The following is an 18,575-nucleotide window of genomic DNA, read 5'->3' on the forward strand; positions in this document are numbered from 1 at the left end:
CTTTCCCGATCCAAGCGCCATGCCCTTCGTCCAACGCAATTCCCAGGGAGAGATCGTGGCCCTGCTCGCCACCTCGCAGCCGCAGGCAGGCGAGTGGCTGGATGCCCAGGCCGCCGAAGTGCGGGCCTTCCTGGGCGATCCGCCGGCCGCGCCCGCGGCTGCCTTCGGCAGCCTCGACAGTGACTTCATCCGCGTGTTGGAGGACGTCATCGACGCCCTGATCGACAAGAACCTGCTGCGCCTGACCGACCTGCCGCTGGAAGCCCAGCGCAAGCTGCTCGCCCGCAAGGACCTGCGCCAGCACCTGCGTGGCCGCCTGGACCTGGTGCCCGGCGACGACGTCATCTGATCTTCTTTCCAGACGAATGTCCTCTACGCTCGAATCCGGCCTGCCCGACGCACGCGCCATCTCGCCCTCGCAGGTGCCCGACGAACGGCTGCTGCACGAAGACCCTCTCCTCGACTGCCTGATCGCCATCACCCAGATGCACGGCCAGCCCTGGAGCGCCGAGGCGCTCACGGCCGGCCTGCCGCTGGTGGACAGCCGGCTCACGCCTTCGCTGCTGCTGCGCGCCGCCGGTCGCGCGCACCTGGCCGCCCGGCTGGTGCGCCGGCCGCTCGAAGGTCTGGGCACCGCCCATCTGCCGGCCATCCTGCTGCTGGAGAACGGCCATGCCTGCGTGCTGCAGGAACGGCTGCAGGACGGTCGCCTGCGCATCCGCCGGCCCGAGTTCGGCGAATCGTCCGAGGTGATCGAGCTCGAGGCCCTGGCCGCCGAGTACATCGGCGTGGCCGTGCTGCTGCGCCCGCGCTTCCGCTTCGAGGCGCGTGCGCCGCAGGTCAGCGCACTGCGCGGGCGCCACTGGTTCTGGGGCGTGGTGTTCCAGAACTGGCGCCTGTACCGAGACGCGCTGCTGGCGGCGCTGGCCGTCAACCTGTTCGCGCTGGCGGTGCCGCTCTATTCGATGAACGTGTACGACCGCGTGGTGCCCAACCGCGCCACCGACACGCTGTGGGTGCTGGCCATCGGTGTGCTGCTGGTGCTGGTTTTCGACTTCGTGCTGCGCACCGTGCGGGCCTACATCGTCGACACGGCCAGCAAGCGCATCGACGTGCACCTGTCATCGCAGATCATGGAGCGGGTCATGGGCCTGCGCATGGATGCGCGGCCGGCCTCGGCGGGCTCCTTCGCCTCCAACCTGCGCAGCTTCGAGTCGGTGCGCGACTTCATCGCCTCGGCCACGCTGACCACGCTGGTGGACCTGCCCTTCATCTTCCTGTTCCTGGGGGCGATGGTGTGGATCTCGCCCTGGGTGGTGATCCCGCCAGTGGTGGGCATCGTGCTGGTGGTCATCGCCTCGCTGCTGGTGCAGCACAAGATGCATGACCTGACCGAGACCACCTACCGCGCCTCGGCCCAGCGCAACGCGGTGCTGGTCGAAAGCCTGGTGAGCCTGGAGACGGTCAAGACTCTGGGCGCCGAAGGCACCGTGCAGCGCCAGTGGGAGCGCTCCACGCGCTTCCTGGCGCAGGTGGGCTCGCGGCTCAAGCTGCTGTCGTCGGCCAACGTCAATTTCACCCAGTTCGTGATGCAGCTGACCACCATCTGCGTGGTCATCGTCGGCGTCTACCAACTTCAGGACGCGGGCATCACCATGGGCGGCATCATCGCGGCCTCGATGCTCTCGGGCCGCGCGTTGGCGCCGCTGGGGCAGGTGGCGGCGCTGCTGACGCAGTACCACCAGGCGCGCACCTCGCTCACCTCGGTCGAGCAGACCATGACCATGCCGGTGGAGCGTCCCGAGGACGCGCCCTTCGTGCACCGGCCGCAGTTCCAGGGCGCCATCGAGTTCAAGGATGTGCACTTCGCCTACCCGGGCCGCGAGCAGGGCGTGCTGCGCGGCGTCAGCCTGCGCATCGCGCCGGGCGAGAAGGTGGGCATCATCGGCCGCATCGGCTCGGGCAAGACCACGCTCGAGAAGATGGTGCTGGGCCTGTGGCGGCCCGCGCGCGGCCAGGTGCTGATCGACGGCATCGACTCGCGCCAGATCGACCCGGCCGAACTGCGCCGCGCCATCGGCTTCGTGCCGCAGGACATCAGCCTGTTCTACGGCACGCTGCGCCACAACATTTCGCTGGGTGCGCCCTTCGCCGACGACAGCGCCGTGCTGGCGGCAGCCGACCTGTCGGGCGTGGCCGAGTTCGCCGATGCGCATCCGCAGGGCTACGACATGCTGGTGGGCGAGCGCGGCGAGTCGCTCTCGGGCGGCCAGCGCCAGGCGGTGGCCATCGCCCGCGCCGTGCTGTCCGATCCGCCCATCCTGCTGCTGGACGAGCCCTCGTCCAGCATGGACCATCAGAGTGAGGAGCGCCTCAAGAGCCGCCTGGCCCAGTTCGCGCGCAACAAGACGCTGCTGCTCATCACCCACCGGACCTCGCTGCTGGACCTGGTGGACCGGCTGATCGTGATGGACAACGGCCAGGTGGTGGCCGACGGCCCGAAGGCACAGGTCATCCAGGCCCTGCAGCAGGGCCGCGTGGGCCGTGCGGGCTGAAGGGGAGGGCAGGCACATGTTGCAGATCAAGACCGTTCCCCAGAAGAACACCTTCTTCGCGCGTCTGTCCCGCCGCTGGTCGCGCTTCGCGGCCCGCGTGGGCCGCGTCTTCGACCGCTGGATGGATGGCGCCGAGCGCGCCGAACTGCACGACGAGAAGGACTTCGGCGCCGATGCCGAATGGGCCATCGCCGAGCAGAGGGCCCGCGGCGCCCGCCTGGCCGTGTGGGTCACGCTCACGGCCCTGCTGCTGCTGGTGGTGTGGGCCGCCTTCGCCCGCATCGACGAGGTCACGCGCGGCGAGGGCAAGGTGATCCCGTCGCGCCAGGTGCAGCAGATCCAGAGCCTGGACGGCGGCATCGTCTCCGAGATCCTGGTGCGCGAAGGCCAGAAGGTCGATGTCGGCCAGGTGCTGCTGCGCATCGACCCGACGCGCTTCAACTCTTCGCTGGCCGAGAACAAGGCCCAGGTCTACACGCTGCAGGCGCGCGCCGCGCGGCTGGAGGCGCTGGCCTCGGGCAAGCCCTTCAACGTGCCGGAAGAGGTGCGCAAGGCCATTCCCAACGTGGTGGAGCAGGAGCGCGTGGCCTACGAGTCCCGTCGTGCCGAGCTCGAGGCCTCCGTCGGCGTCGCTCGCCAGCAGCTGGCACAGCGCCGCCAGGAGCTGGCCGAGGTGGCCTCCAAGCAGGCCCAGGCCTCGCAGAGCTATCAGCTCACCGCCAAGGAGCTGGAGGTGACGCGCCCGCTGATCCGCACCGGCGCCGTCTCCGAGGTGGAACTGCTGCGCCTGGAGCGCGACGTGTCGCGATTCCGTGGCGAGCGCGACATGGCCTCGGCCCAGATCCCGCGCATCCAGGCCGCCATCGGCGAGGCCCAGCGCAAGATCGAGGAAGTGGACCTGACCCTGCGCAACCAGGCCCGCAGCGAACTGTCGGAAGTGACCACCAAGCTGGGTGCGCTGCAGGCCGGCAGCGTGGGCCTGGCCGACCGCGTGAAGCAGGCCGAGATCCGCTCGCCGGTGCGCGGCATTGTCAAGCAGCTGTTGTCCAACACGGTCGGCGGCGTGGTGCAGCCGGGCAAGCAGATCCTCGAGGTGGTGCCCAGCGACGACACGCTGCTGCTGGAGACCAAGGTGGCGCCGCGCGACATCGCCTTCCTGGTGCCCGGGCAGCCGGCCATCGTCAAGTTCACGGCCTACGACTTCGCCACCTACGGTTCGCTCGAGGGCAAGCTGGAGACCATCGGCGCCGACACCGTCACCGACGAGAAGGGCAATGCCTTCTATCTGGTGCGGGTGCGCACCACCAAGAGCGAGATCGGCGAGGCGAAGCTGCCCATCCTGCCCGGCATGGTGGCCGAGGTGGACATCCTGACCGGCAAGAAGTCGGTGCTGTCGTACCTGCTCAAGCCCGTGCTCCGGGCCAAGGAACGCGCGCTCACCGAGCGCTGAGCCTTCTTCCTCATTTCCTGTCTTTCACGCTTTCCATCCTGACCGCCTGTCGATGACGCCCGAACCCTTGCTCATCCTGACCCACGACGACGTGCTCGCCCAGCGCTGGGCGTCGCTGGGCAGCGACTGGTTGGTGGAGCGGGGCGCGGACCTGTCGGCGCTGGCCGACTGGCGGGCGCAGGGGCGACGTCTGGTGCTGCTGGACGGACAGATGCCCGGCCTGCCCGCCTGGCAGGACGCCGGATGGCCGGGTCGGCTGTCCGGCGTGGAGCTGCTGGTCGGCCTCGGAACGCCCGACGACCAGCTGGGCGCCGCCGTGCTCCAGGCCGGTGCTGGCGGCTTCTGCCACCTCTATGCGCCGCTGCCGACGGTGCGTCAGGCGCTGCAGGTGGTGGCCTCGGGCGAACTGTGGGTGGGCCGCGACCTGCTCACCCGACTGCTGCGGCTGCTGGACGGGCATCCACCGGCGCAGCCCGCCCGCGGCGCGTCCGATGCGGCGTGGGCCCACGGCCTCACCGTGCGCGAGCGAGAGGTGGCCGAACTGGCGTCCCTGGGCGAGGCCAACGACGCCATCGCCGAGCGGCTCGGTATCACCGCCCGCACCGTGAAGGCCCATCTGTCGACCGCCTTCGACAAGCTGGGCGTGGCCGACCGTCTGCAGCTCGCGCTGCGGGTCCACGGCATCCGCTGAAGCGGCGGGCCCGGCCGGCCCGATCTTTCGATTCCCGACGGGTGGCCGGGCATGCGCCGGGATCCGGCGCGCGTGTCGTCGTGGGCACCGTGGCGCCGCTTTTCGCTCACTTGGCGCAAAAGTGTGACTTAGTTCCGCAAAAGAGCAGCCCGGCATTGTCCTCAAGGCCAATGTGACAAGAAGAAACGTTCCTTAACATTTGCCTTAACGTTTTTTCACCCACCTCTACACCATGGCCACTACCACGACTGCTGCTGCTGCCACCGGGACCATCACCGCGCTGATCGGCAATGCCTTCATTCGGCTGCCTTCGGGCCAGCTGCGCGCGCTGCAAGTGGGCGACCTCGTCCGCGAAGGACAGCAGCTCGTCATCGAGGACGGCGCCGTCGTCGAGATGCGCACGCCCGGCGGCGAACTCGTGGTGGCCGGCCCGCGCGAGGTGTCGACCAATGCCGAGATGCTGGGCACGGCTCCGGCGCCCGAGCGCTCCGAAGGGGCGGTCAACCGTGGCACGGCCCAGGTCGACCAGGTGATCCAGGCGCTGAACCGCGGCGAGGACCCGTTCCAGAACCTCGACCCCACGGCTGCCGGCCTGACCGGTGGCGAGGCCAGCGAAGGCCATTCCTTCGTGATCCTCGACCGCATCAGCGAGAGCACGCCCAACATGAGCCTGGCCCAGGCCAATGCGGCGGGCCTCGGCCTCTCGGCCCTGCCGCCCAGCCCGGCCCTGTTGATCGCCGACGCGCCCAACCTGAACAATGCGCCGACGGCCGAGAACGGCAACATCACGACGCCCGAAGACACGCCCGTGGCGGGCCGCGTCAACGCGACCGACCTGGACGGCAACGCCCTGACTTTCACGGCGGCCACCAATCCGCAGCACGGCGTCGTGGTGGTGAACACCGACGGCACCTTCGTCTACACGCCCGGCAAGGACTACAACGGCACCGACAGCTTCACCGTGACGGTGAACGATGGCCAGGGCGGCACCACCACGGCCACGGTCACCGTGACCATCACGCCCGTCAACGACGCGCCGGTGCCCACCAACCCCGACAACCCGCCGGCCAACCAGAACTTCGATCCCGCCACCGGCAACTACCGCATCACCACGCCCGAGGACACGCCCGTGTCCGGCAAGGTGGCGGCCACCGATGTGGACGGCGACCCGCTGACCTTCACCAAGGGCAGCGACCCGGTGCACGGCACGGTGGTGGTAGATGCCGACGGCAGCTACACCTACACGCCCGCCAAGGACTACAACGGCAGCGACCAGTTCACCGTGGTGGTGAGCGACGGCAACGGTGGCACCGCCACGTCGACCGTGTTCGTGGGCATCACGCCGGTGAACGATCCGCCGGTGATCGTGGATCCGCCCAGCCCGCCGCCCGGCCAGAACTTCGACCCTGCCACCGGCAACTACCGCATCACCACGCCCGAGGACACGCCCGTGTCGGGCAAGGTGGCGGCCACCGATGTGGACGGCGACCCGCTGACCTTCACGAAGGGCAGCGACCCGGTGCACGGCACGGTGGTGGTGAATGCCGACGGCAGCTACACCTACACGCCCGCCAAGGACTACAACGGCAGCGACCAGTTCACCGTGGTGGTGAGCGACGGCAACGGTGGCACCGCCACCTCGACCGTGTTCGTGGGCATCACGCCGGTGAACGATCCGCCGGTGATCGTGGACCCGCCCAGCCCGCCGAACGGCCAGACCTTCGACCCGACCACGGGCGACTACCGCATCACCACGCCCGAGGACACGCCCGTGTCGGGCAAGGTGGCAGCCACTGACGTGGACGGCGACCCGCTGACCTTCACGAAGGGCAGCGACCCGACGCACGGCACGGTGGTCGTCAACGTCGACGGCAGCTACACCTACACGCCTGCCAAGGACTACAACGGCGCCGACCAGTTCACCGTGGTGGTGAGCGACGGCAACGGTGGCACCGCCACCTCGACCGTGTTCGTGGGCATCACGCCGGTGAACGATCCGCCGGTGATCGTGGATCCGCCCAGCCCGCCGCCCGGCCAGACCTTCGACCCGACCACGGGCGACTACCGCATCACCACGCCCGAAGACACGCCCGTGTCCGGCAAGGTGGCGGCCAGCGACGTCGATGGCGACCCGCTGACCTTCGTCAAGGGCAGCGACCCGACGCACGGCACCGTGGTGGTGAACGCCGACGGCAGCTACACCTACACGCCGTCCAAGGACTACAACGGCAGCGACCAGTTCACCGTGGTGGTGAGCGACGGCAACGGCGGCACGGCCACCTCGACCGTGTTCGTGGGCATCACGCCGGTCGACGACGCCAGCGTGCTGGCCCCCGACGTGAAGACCACGACGGAAGACAGCCCGGCCCTGGGCAACGTGCTGACAAACGACCGCGACGTCGACAGCGTGCTGAGCGTCGCCTCCTTCCAGGTGGCAGGCCAGGCGGCCGTGCTGGCCGGTGGCACCGCGACCATCGCCAACGTCGGCACGATCACCATCGCCGCAAACGGCGACTACGTGTTCACGCCCGCCGCCAACTGGAACGGCCAGGTGCCCACGGTCACCTACACGACCAACACCGGCTCGTCGACCACGCTGGACATCACCGTCACGCCGCTGGACGACACGCCCGCCCTGTCCAACGACGTCGCCAAGACGCGCGAAGACACGCCGGTCAAGATCGACGTGCTGGCCAACGACACCGACGTCGATGGCGACAAGCTGACGATCATCGCCATCGACGGCAAGGACATCGCCGCCGGCCCGGTGGCCGTGACCGGCGGCACGGTGAGCCTGAATGCCGATGGCACGCTCACCTACACGCCCAACCCCGACTACAACGGCAACCTCACCTTCACGTACACGGCCACGGACGGCCGCACGCCCGTGACGGCGACCGTGGCGGTGGAAGTGACGCCGGTCAACGACGCACCTACCGTGATCGACTACCGGGTCACCACGCGCGAGGACACGCCCGTCACCGGCAAGGTCACCGGCTCCGACGTGGACGGCGACACGCTCACCTACACCAAGGGCAGTGACCCGACGCACGGCACCGTGACCGTGAACGCCGACGGCAGCTACACCTACACGCCTGCCAAGGACTACAACGGGGGCGACAGCTTCACCGTGACGGTCAACGACGGCAATGGCGGCACCGCCACCTCGACGGTGACCATCAACGTGACGCCGGTGAACGACCCGCCGGTGCCGAGCGACCCGCCGGTCACGCCGCCGGGCCAGAACTTCGATCCGGCCACGGGCAACTACACCATCCGCACGCCGGAAGACACGCCCGTCAGGGGCCAGGTCGCGGCCACCGACGTGGATGGCGACACGCTGACCTTCACCAAGAGCAGCGATCCGGCCCACGGCACCGTGACGGTGAACACCGACGGCACATACACCTACACGCCCTCGAAGGACTACAACGGCGGCGACAGCTTCACCGTGACGGTGAGCGACGGCAATGGCGGCACGGCCACCTCGACCGTGACCGTCACCGTCACGCCGGTCAACGACGCGCCCACCGCGCCCAACACCAGTGTGAGCACGCCGGAAGACACGCCTGTCAGCGGCAAGGTCGTAGGCTTCGACGTGGACGGCGATCCGCTGACCTTCACCAAGGGCAGCGACCCGGCGCACGGCACCGTGACGGTCAACACCGACGGCAGCTACACCTACACGCCTGCCAAGGACTACAACGGCGGCGACAGCTTCACCGTGACGGTCAACGACGGCAATGGCGGCACCACCACCTCGACCGTGACCATCACCGTGACGCCGGTGAACGACCCGCCGGTGCCGAGCGATCCGCCGGTCACGCCGCCGGGCCAGAACTTCGATCCGGCCACGGGCAACTACACGATCCGCACGCCGGAAGACACGCCCGTCAAGGGCCAGGTCGCGGCCACCGACGTGGACGGCGACACGCTGACCTTCACCAAGAGCAGCGATCCGACGCACGGCACCGTGACGGTGAACACCGACGGCACGTACACCTACACGCCCTCGAAGGACTACAACGGCGGCGACAGCTTCACCGTGACGGTGAGCGACGGCAAGGGCGGCACGGCCACTTCGACCGTGAGCGTCACCGTCACGCCGGTCAACGACGCGCCCATCGCCGTCAACGACACCGTCACCACCGACGAGGACGTGCCGGTCAGCATCAAGGTGCTGAGCAACGACACCGATGTCGATGGCGACAAGCTCACCATCATCGGCTTCACGCAACCGGCCCACGGTACGGTGACCATCGGCGCCGACGGCAATCCGCTGTACACGCCCGGCCTGGACTACAACGGCAAGGACAGCTTCCAGTACACCATCAGCGACGGCAACGGCGGCACTTCCACCGCCACCGTGTCGATCACGGTGGGCGGCGTCAACGATGCGCCCGTGCCGGTGGCCGACGTCAACCGCACGGGCGAGGACACCACGCTGCGCGTGGCGGCCAATGCCGGTGTGCTGGTCAACGATGTGGACCCTGACGGCGACACCATGTCCGTCACCCGCGTCAGCATCGGCAACACCACCGTTGACGCCGGCAAGGCGATCGAAGGCCAGTGGGGCACGCTGACCCTCAACGCCGACGGCAGCTACACCTACGCGCCCAACGCCGCGGCCCAGGGCCTGGGCGCCGGCGCCAGCGGCAAGGACGTGTTCACCTACACGGTGAGCGACCCCTCGGGCGCCACCGCCACCACCACGCTGTCGCTGACGGTCGATGGTGCCAACGACGCGCCCGTGGCCCCCAACCAGAGCCGCACCACGCCCGAGGACACGCCGCTCAACGGCCGCATCATCGCCACCGACGTGGACGGCGACGCGCTGACCTTCACCAAGGCCAGCAACCCGACGCACGGCACCGTGACGGTCAATGCCGACGGCACCTTCACCTACCAGCCGGCGCCCGACTACAACGGCAACGACAGCTTCACGGTCACGGTGGACGACGGCAAGGGCGGCATCGCCGTCTCGCGCGTGGACATTGTGGTCACGCCGCTGGACGACACGCCCGCGCTGTCGAACGACTTCGCCCGCACGCCCGAAGACACGCCCATCAAGATCGATGTGCTGGCCAACGACACCGACGTCGACGGCGACAAGCTCAGCATCATCGGCATCGACGGCAAGGACATCAGCGGCGGCCCGGTGGCCGTCACTGGCGGCACGGTGAGCCTCAATGCCGACGGCACGCTGCTGTTCACGCCCAACAAGGACTACAACGGCAACCTGAGCTTTACGTACACCGCCACCGACGGCCGCACCCCGGTCACGGCCACGGTCAACGTGGAGGTCACGCCGGTCAACGACGCGCCGGTAGCGGTCAACGACCGGGTCAACACCTCCGAGGACACGCCCATCTCCATCCCGGTGCTGCGCAACGACACCGACGTGGACGGCGACACGCTGAGCATCATCGGCTTCACCCAGCCGCTGCACGGCACCGTGACCCTGGGCGCCGACGGCAACCCGCTGTACACGCCCGGCCTGGACTACAACGGCGACGACAGCTTCACCTACACCATCAGCGACGGCAAGGGCGGCACCTCCACCGCCACCGTGTCCATCACCGTGGGTGGCGTCAACGATGCACCCGTGGCCGTGGCCGACGTGGGCACCACCAGCGAGGACGTCGTGCTCAAGGTGGGCTCGGTGAACGGCGTGCTGGTCAACGACCGCGACGACGACGGCGACACGCTGTCGGTGCTGCGCGTGGGCTTCGGCGCCGCGTCGGTGAATGCCGGCACGGCCATCGCCGGACAGTGGGGCACGCTGACGCTGAACGCGGACGGCAGCTACACCTATGCACCCAATGCCGCGGCCCAGGGCCTGGACGATGGCGAGAGCCAGAAGGACGTGTTCACCTACACGGTCACCGACCCGACGGGCGCGACCTCGGTCACCACGCTGACCCTCACAGTCACCGGCGCCAACGACGCGCCCGTGGCGGTGGACGATTCGGCCACGACGCCCGAGGACACGGCCATCACGATCAGCGTGCTGGCCAACGACACGGACGTCGACGGCGAGCCGCTGTCGGTGCTGCAGATCGACGGCAAGGCCGCCACCGTAGGCCAGGCCATCGCCGTGGAGCACGGCACGGCCACGCTCAACGCCAACGGCACCATCACCTTCAATCCCGATGCCGGCTACAACGGCCCGGCCAGCTTCACCTACACGGTGACCGACGGCACGGCGCGCGACATCGCCACGGTCAACATCGTGGTGGACAGCGTGAACGATCCGCCGAACGCGCTGGACAACGTCGTCACCGGCTTCGAGGACGCGCCGCTGACCTTCGACCCGCGCTCCAACGACACCGACCCGGACGGCGATGCGCTCGACATCGTCGCCGTCAACGGCCAGACCATCGCGGTCGGCACGCCGGTGGCCCTGAAGGATGGCGTGCTCAGCCTCAACACCGATGGCACGCTGACCTTCACGCCCAACAAGGACTTCAACGGCGTGGTGGACTTCCAGTACACCGTGTCCGACGGCCGTGGCGGCACCGACAGCGCCAAGGTGACGATGAACATCACGCCGGTGAACGATCCGCCGGTGGTGGTCGATCCGCCGAACCCGCCCAAGGGCCAGACCTTCGACCCGACGACCGGCAACTACAGCCTGGTCACGCCCGAGGACACGCCCATCGGCGGCAAGGTGGCGGCCACCGACGTGGACGGCGACACGCTGACCTTCACCAAGCGCAGCGACCCGGCGCACGGCACCGTGACGGTCAATGCCGACGGCAGCTACACCTACACGCCGGGCAAGGACTACAACGGCAAGGACAGCTTCACCGTGCTGGTGAGCGACGGCAACGGCGGCACCGCCGTGTCGACGGTCAACATCACCGTCACGCCGGTCAACGACGCGCCCACGGCGCCCAACTACAGCCTGACGACGCTGGAGGACACGCCGGTCAGCGGCAAGGTGGTGGGCAGCGACGTGGACGGCGACCCGCTGGCCTACACCAAGGGCAGCGATCCGAAGAACGGCACCGTGGTGGTCAATGCCGACGGCACCTTCACGTACACGCCGGGCAAGGACTACAACGGCAGCGACAGCTTCACCGTGACGGTGCGCGACCCGAGCGGCGCCACGGCCACCTCGACGGTGACCGTGGGCGTGACGCCGAGCAACGACGCGCCCACGGCGCCCAACTACAGCCTGACGACGCTGGAAGACACGCCGGTCAGCGGCAAGGTGGTGGGCAGCGATGTGGACGGCGACCCGCTGGCCTACACCAAGGGCAGCGATCCGAAGAACGGCACCGTGGTGGTCAACGCCGACGGCACCTTCACGTACACGCCGGGCAAGGACTACAACGGCAGCGACAGCTTCACCGTGACGGTGCGTGACCCGAGCGGTGCCACGGCCACCTCGACGGTGACCATCGGTGTCGAACCGCAGAACGACAACCCGGTGGTGCCCACCAACTACAGCGCCACGACTCGGGAAGACACGGTCGTCACCGGCAAGGTGGTGGCCACCGACGTGGACGGCGACAACCTAAGCTATGTCAAGGGCCGCGACCCGGTGCACGGCTCCGTGGTGGTCAACGCTGACGGCAGCTACACGTACACGCCGACCAAGGACTATGCCGGCAACGACAGCTTTACCGTCACCGTGAACGACGGCGCGGGCGGCACGGCCACCACCACGGTCAACGTGACGATCTCCCCCGTTGCGGACACGCCCAAGGTGGTGGTGGACGTGGGCACGCCCGTGGCCACCCAGGTCACGGTGAACAGCCAGAACGCCACGTCGACCGACCAGGGCTTCAAGGTCACGGCCACCAAGCTGGACGGCACGCCCGGCACCATCAGCTTCATCAACGGTGGCGGCGTGGTGGGCTTCGGTGTGTCGGGCGCAGCCAGCAACGGCGCGGAAACCGAACTGGGCTATCAGGCGGGCAAGTCCGAGCAGTTGTCGATCGCTTTCGACAAGGCGGCTTCGAGCGCCACGCTGACCTTCTCCTATCTCAACCCCACCGAACACGCCAGCTATACCCTGTACGACGCGGCGGGCCGCGTGATCGGCGGCGGCGTGGTGACGGGTGTGACCGACCTGATCGATCCGTCGATCACGGTCAAGAGCGACACGGGTGCGCTGATCAGCCGCATCGACTTCGCTGCGCCCGGTACCAACGACGATTACGTGCTCAACAAGGTCACCTACGTGGTGGGCGAGACGGTGCCGGTGACGGTTGCCGTCACGCCGACGGACATCGACAACTCCGAGTTCGTCAGCAGCGTGGTGCTGCGCGTGCCGGCAGGTGCGACGCTCTCGGCGGGCACGGCCAATGCCGATGGCACCTGGACGCTGCCGCTGACGAGCAACGGCGGCTACACGGTGAGCGTCGATCCCGTGACCCATGCGGTGACCATCACCGGCCTGACCATGTCGGTGCCGGCTTCGTACACCGGCGAGCTGTCGGTCACGGCCGTGGCCACCGTGTACGACACGGTGCCCACCATCACCACCACCGGCACCGCCAGCGACACCGAGGCCAATCCGCAGATCGTTGCCTACGACGACGTGGGCAGCGTCAAGAGCGGCGCCACCCTGACCGTCTCCGCGGCCAACGGCGTGATCCAGAGCGGCACCGACGCGGGCGGCAAGGACGTGGGCACCGGCCTGGTGGTCACCGGCGTGCACACCGGCGGCGATGCGACCAGCGTGGCCTCCACCGCCACCGCGGCGCCCGGCCAGACGCTGACCGGCCAGTACGGAAAGCTCACGCTCAATGCCGATGGCAGCTACACCTACGTCGCCGACAACGCGAGCGGCCTGCCGAGCAACAAGGCGGTGACCGACACCTTCACCTACACCGTCACCGGCGAAGCCGGCAAGACCGAGACGGCGCAGCTGGTCATCTCCATCGGCGGCACCAACAACGCGCCCACCATCCAGGCGGGCGCCGTGGCGGCGGTGTCGGAAGAGGGCCTGCCAGGCGGCATTCCGGACACAACGGGCAACACCGATACCACCAACTCGCGCATTGCCACGGGCAGCGTGGTGATCGGCGACATCGACGGCGACACGCTGGCGGTGACGCTGGTCGCGCCCACCACCGCGCTCACCTCGGGCGGCCAGACGATCGTCTGGACCGGCGCCGGCACGCAGGAGCTGATCGGCCACATCGGCAGCCCCACGGGCACCGAGGCCATCCGCGTCGCCATCGGCAACACAGGGGCCTACACCGTCACGCTCAGCAAGCCGCTGGACCAGCCGGTGAAGAACCAGGAAGACGTGAGCCAGTTCAACGTGGGCGTGCGCGTGAGCGATGGCGTCGCCGCCACCACCGGCAGCCTGGCGGTGCGTGTGGAGGACGACAGCCCTGTCGCCACCGCCACCAGCGCCACCGGCTGGGTGCGCGCCGACAGCATCAGCATCAACTCGCTCCAGGGCGGCTGGATCAACCCGGTGTTCGTCAACGGCACCAGCACGGTGACGCAGACCAACACCGACAACGACGCGCTCAACGACAAGATCACCTGGGGCTCGCCGACCAGCGGCAGCGGCAAGTCGGGCTACACGCTGGTGGACAACATCGGCTACACGAGCACCGGCGGCACGGCCATCACGGCGGGCACGCCCTTCAAGCTGGCCGACTTCACGCACGAGAACTGGCCGATCTCGGCCAACTCGTCGACGCTCGACAAGGTCACGATGACCATGTCGGCCAACGTGGTGATCAACGGCGTGGTGACGCCGGTGAGCTTCAACGTGCTGTTCGACCACACCGAGACGCCCAACGGCAACGATCCCGTGGCCTCGCGCGACATCATCAGCCTGCCCCAGCAGGATGTGATCGTGCAGGTCGGCATCGAGAGCTACACCTTCCGGGTGGAGGGCTTCAAGGACGCCAGCGGCAACCTGGTCAACACCATCTACACCAACGAGGAAGCCAGCAACACCTACAGCCTGTGGGGCAGCATCAGCTCCACCGATGCGCTGCCGCACATCACCGGCCAGGTGGGCACCACTCCGGGTGCGGACGGTCTCGCCAGCGTGACCTGGGGCGACCTGACGAGCCAGTACGGCACGATGAATGTCAACGCGGACGGCACCTACGACTTCGAAGTCAGCCGTGACACCCGCGACACGCTGGCCCCGGGCCAGTCGGTGACGCAGAACTTCAGCTACACCGTGACCGACAAGGACGGCGACACCGCCACCTCGACCGTGACGATCAAGATCGAGGCACCGTCCGAGATCCAGCTGACGACCACTACGGGCCAGAACTACACGGGCACCGACCATGGCGACCGCATCGTGGGCAGCACCGGCAACGACGTCATCAACGGCGGCGCCGGCGACGACTCGATCCGCGGTGGCGACGGCGCGGACACGATCCGTGGCGGCTCCGGCAACGACATCCTGACCGGCGGCGCCGGTGCCGACACCTTCGTGTGGAAGCTGGGCGACCAGGGCACCACGCAGGCGCCGGCCCGCGACATCGTGACGGACTTCGGCACCGCGTCCAAGGCCAATGGTGGCGACGTGCTCGACCTGCGCGACCTGCTGCAGGGCGAGAGCCACACCGGCACCAACGTCGGCAACCTGGGCAGCTTCCTGCACTTCAGCAAGTCGGGCGGCGACACGGTGATCGACGTCAAGCACGACGGCGCGGCCGGCGGTGGCGTGACCCAGCAGATCGTGCTGAGCAATGTGGACCTGACGGCCAACAACTCGCTCAACGACGCGGCGATCATCCAGAACCTGCTGAACCAGGGCAAGCTGATCACCGACTGAACGGCGACGGCATGAAGCAAGGCAGCCCCCGAAAGGGGGCTGCCTTTTTTTCGTCCGGGGGATGTGTGCAGCCGCGGCCCGGCGCGGGCTGGCGCCGCCGGGCCGCGGAGCGGTTCAGCGGCTCAGCGGCTCAGCGGCTCAGCGGCTCAGCGGTTCAGGTAGCGTGTGACGGCCGGTCCGGTCACGCCGCCGATGCCCAGGCCGGCCAGGGCGCGCCACTGGCCGGCCGACGACACCTGCTCGGCATAGGCTTCGACGCCCAGGCCGCGCGCGACCTCGACCATGGCCTGCACGAGGCGCCGGTAGCCTTCGCTGCTCTCGACGCTGGCCACGAAGGAGCCGTCGATCTTCAGGTAGTGCAGTTGCAGCTCGTGCAGCCGCGGCAGCAGCGCCAGCTGGCGACCGAAGTGCTCCACGCCCAGCCGGCAGCCATGGCGGGCCAGCACCTGCGCGAGCGCCGCCAGGGCGTCCACATGTTCTTCCAGGCCGCGTTCGCTCAGCTCGAAGGACAGCCAGTTGCATTCGGCCGGTTGGCTGCGCAGCAGCGCGTCCAGCCGCGGCAGGAAGCTGGGCTCCAGCAGCGAGCGCGGCGACAGATTGACCGCCAGCGGGCCGGGCTGGCGCTGCAGGCTGTCCAGGGCCAGGCGGGTGGCGATCAGGTCGCAGTCGTGCACCCAGCCCAGGCGCAGCGCGGCTGGCATGAACTGGCCGGCAGACAGCAGGGCGCTGCCCTCGGGCGCATCGGGCGGCGGGGTCATGCGCAGCATGGCCTCGTGGTGGATCAGCCGGCCGTCGGTCTGGCAGACGGGGTAGAAGACCAGCGTGAAGCGCTGCTCCTGCAGCGCCTGCTGCAGCAGGGCGTCCCAGGCACTTTCGCCCACCACCAAAGCTTCGCTGCCGGGCGCGGCGGCCTCGGCGATGCCGCGCACCGCGCCTTCGGCCTGCATCAGCGCCGCGTCCAGACGCGCCATCACTTCACCCGCGCCTTCGCCGCGCCGCCAGTGGCCGTACGCGACGTCCACGCCGGCCGTCGCCGGCCGTGCCCCCAGGTCGGCCCAGGCGGAAGTGGGCGCGCCGGCCGCATGTTCGCCGGCCGCCAGCGCCGCGAAATCGGTGGGCAGCGCGCCGAAACCCGTGGGCAGCGGCGCGAAGGCGGAGGAGGGCGGCGCGAAGGCGCTGGGCAGGTCGCCGTCGCGCGCGTCCTGCAGCGAGAGCACGGCGGCATGGGCCCGCGTCGCATGCTCGGCCATGTCGGCCGCCGTGGCGCCGGGCCACAGGTAGGCGAAGTCGGCGCCGTTCAGGCGTGCCAGCACCCGGTCGCCCTCGGTCGGCAGCACGCCCGAAAGCACCTTGGCCACCGCGGCCAGCCAGCGGTCGGCACGCTCGCGGCCGATCTGCCGGTTGAGCGCCATCAGGTTGCCCACGCGCAGCAGCAGCAGGCCGCCGGCGGCGTCATCGGCGTCGTCGTCCAGTGCGTTGCGCAGCGCGCCCATGAAGTACTCGCGGTTGGGCAGACGGCTCACCGGATCGCGCGTGGCCTCCGAGTGCAGCCGCCGGATCTGGGCCGCCTGCTCGGTGAACATGGCGTGCACCCGCGCCACCATGCGGTTGAGCGCGCGGGCCATGCTGCGCAGTTCGATGACGCGGGGCTCCTCGATGGTGTGGAACTGGCCGTTGCCCACCGCGTCGGCCTGGTCGGCCATGTGCTTGAGCGGCCGGCGCAGCCAACGCACCAGCGCCGTGATGCCTAGGCCCCAGAGCAGGCCCGTGAGGGCCAGCAGCGCGCCCAGCAACAGCGTGCCGCGCCACAGCGCCACATAGGCGTACTGGGTGCTGGCGATCACCGTCACCCGGCCGGCCTGCTGCCAGCCGTTGCTCACCAGGGCCTCGCCCGGAGCCGCCTGCAGGGGCAGCAGGCGCGAGAACCACGCCGGCACCTCGGCGCCGGGCTGCGCCGGGCCCCGGTTGCGGTCGACCACCACCTGGCCCTTGACGTCGGTGTAGCGCACCTGCTGGAAGTGGCCGCTGTCGAACAGGGCATTGACCAGCGTCTCGGCCATGGCCGGGTCGTCGCCCTGCTGCGAGATGGACATGGCCAGCGAGACGGCGGCGTCCGCGCCCTGCGCGAGCAGCTGCTGCTGCAGGTAGAGCCGCGACGTGGCGACGCTGACGGCCCAGGTGCCCAGAAGCACCGCGAACATGGCCAGCAGCACGCTCAGCCAGAGTCGTCTCAACAGGGACACGGAATTTCTCCTTGGGAGGCAGGCGCGCGGCGGGCAGCGCCGGCGCAGGAAGGGCAGGGGACAGTCATGGAATCGAGCCTTCCGCGCGCATGCGCGCCAGCACGTCGCGCCAGCGGGTCAGGCGGTCGACGGGATGGCTGGCGGCATTGCCCGGGCCGGCAAAGATGCCTTCGGCGTTGAAGCTGAAGACGGGCGTGAGATCGGGGCGCGAGCTGGCGGGCAGGATGCTGGAGACCAGGCTGTCGAGCACCAGCGGCATGGCCTCGGGCGTGGCGTAGTAGCTGAGCACCATGTGGGCCTGCGTGGCGCTGCCGACGCGCGCACGCACATAGGTCAGGCGCAGCCGCTCCTCTGGCACGCCCATGGCGCGCAGGGTGAAGTACTTGCCGATGACGTAGTCCTCGCAGTCGCCTCGGCCGCGGCCCAGGGTCTCGACAGGTGTCGCCCAATAGTCCTCCTGGCCCCAGATTTCCATGTCCTCGCCGAAGCGCACGGCGCGGTTCCAGTGCTCGTTCACGCGGCGCAACTTCTCGCGCTCGTCCCATTGAGCGCCGCCCTCGACCAGCGTGCGCCAGGCCGTGAAGGCCTGCTGGCCCCAGGCCCCGTAGCGCTGGGCCATGGTGCGCTCCATGAGCGCACCGTCCCAGGCCCCGACGCCAATGGGCCCGCCCAGGGCCAGCAGCACGCCCAGCAGCAGGGCCGCGCCGGCCCGGAATGCCGAGGCACGGCCTATCCGGCCGACGTTCAGGGTGGCGTCGAAGAGTTGCGTAAACACGACAGGCCGGGCGCAAAGGGGCAGAAAAAACCGCTTACTTCAGCGGCCCGGCACGGAAAAGTTCCGAATGTAAGCGAAATGTTGCAACAT

The 18,575-nt window shown here is 69.1% G+C and carries 7 protein-coding genes; 5 read left to right on the forward strand and 2 right to left on the reverse strand.

The window, feature by feature from the left end:
* Positions 1 to 19: 19 nt before the first annotated feature.
* From BXA03_RS26820 to BXA03_RS26305, 5 genes are all read left to right on the forward strand, one after another.
* Positions 20 to 349, forward strand: coding sequence for a hypothetical protein (locus tag BXA03_RS26820; protein ID WP_076503880.1), 330 nt, complete (start codon positions 20 to 22; stop codon positions 347 to 349).
* A 136-nt stretch (positions 350 to 485) separates the two neighbouring features.
* Complete coding sequence (locus BXA03_RS03415; protein ID WP_234983600.1) at positions 486 to 2,555, forward strand: type I secretion system permease/ATPase; 2,070 nt, start codon at positions 486 to 488, stop codon at positions 2,553 to 2,555.
* Between the two features lie 16 nt (positions 2,556 to 2,571).
* The gene (locus tag BXA03_RS03420) at positions 2,572 to 4,005 is read left to right on the forward strand and encodes an HlyD family type I secretion periplasmic adaptor subunit (protein ID WP_076503881.1); all 1,434 of its coding nucleotides are present in this window, start codon (positions 2,572 to 2,574) and stop codon (positions 4,003 to 4,005) included.
* Between the two features lie 52 nt (positions 4,006 to 4,057).
* Positions 4,058 to 4,696, forward strand: a complete 639-nt coding sequence (locus BXA03_RS03425; protein ID WP_076503882.1) for a helix-turn-helix transcriptional regulator — start codon at positions 4,058 to 4,060, stop codon at positions 4,694 to 4,696.
* A 232-nt stretch (positions 4,697 to 4,928) separates the two neighbouring features.
* Entirely contained in the window at positions 4,929 to 15,467 is a 10,539-nt protein-coding gene (locus tag BXA03_RS26305; RefSeq protein ID WP_083715862.1) for a retention module-containing protein, read from the forward strand.
* Between the two features lie 146 nt (positions 15,468 to 15,613).
* Here the strand turns inward: BXA03_RS26305 and BXA03_RS03540 are convergent, their stop codons facing one another.
* Entirely contained in the window at positions 15,614 to 17,710 is a 2,097-nt protein-coding gene (locus tag BXA03_RS03540; RefSeq protein WP_076503883.1) for a bifunctional diguanylate cyclase/phosphodiesterase, read from the reverse strand.
* A gap of 64 nt (positions 17,711 to 17,774) precedes the next feature.
* On the reverse strand, positions 17,775 to 18,485 hold the full coding sequence (locus BXA03_RS03545; RefSeq protein WP_369822391.1) for a transglutaminase-like cysteine peptidase: 711 nt from the start codon (positions 18,483 to 18,485) through the stop codon (positions 17,775 to 17,777).
* Between the last annotated feature and the right edge of the window lie 90 nt (positions 18,486 to 18,575).

The sequence above is a fragment of the Pseudacidovorax sp. RU35E genome (genome assembly GCF_900156165.1).
Lineage (GTDB): Bacteria > Pseudomonadota > Gammaproteobacteria > Burkholderiales > Burkholderiaceae_C > Xenophilus.

Excerpts from the sequence above, each read along its gene's own strand:
- BXA03_RS26820 (WP_076503880.1), top strand. The coding sequence starts at position 20 with ATGCCCTTCGTCCAACGCAATTCCCAGGGAGAGATCGTGGCCCTGCTC.
- BXA03_RS03415 (WP_234983600.1), top strand. The coding sequence starts at position 486 with ATGCACGGCCAGCCCTGGAGCGCCGAGGCGCTCACGGCCGGCCTGCCG.
- BXA03_RS03420 (WP_076503881.1), top strand. The coding sequence starts at position 2,572 with ATGTTGCAGATCAAGACCGTTCCCCAGAAGAACACCTTCTTCGCGCGT.
- BXA03_RS03425 (WP_076503882.1), top strand. The coding sequence starts at position 4,058 with ATGACGCCCGAACCCTTGCTCATCCTGACCCACGACGACGTGCTCGCC.
- BXA03_RS26305 (WP_083715862.1), top strand. The coding sequence starts at position 4,929 with ATGGCCACTACCACGACTGCTGCTGCTGCCACCGGGACCATCACCGCG.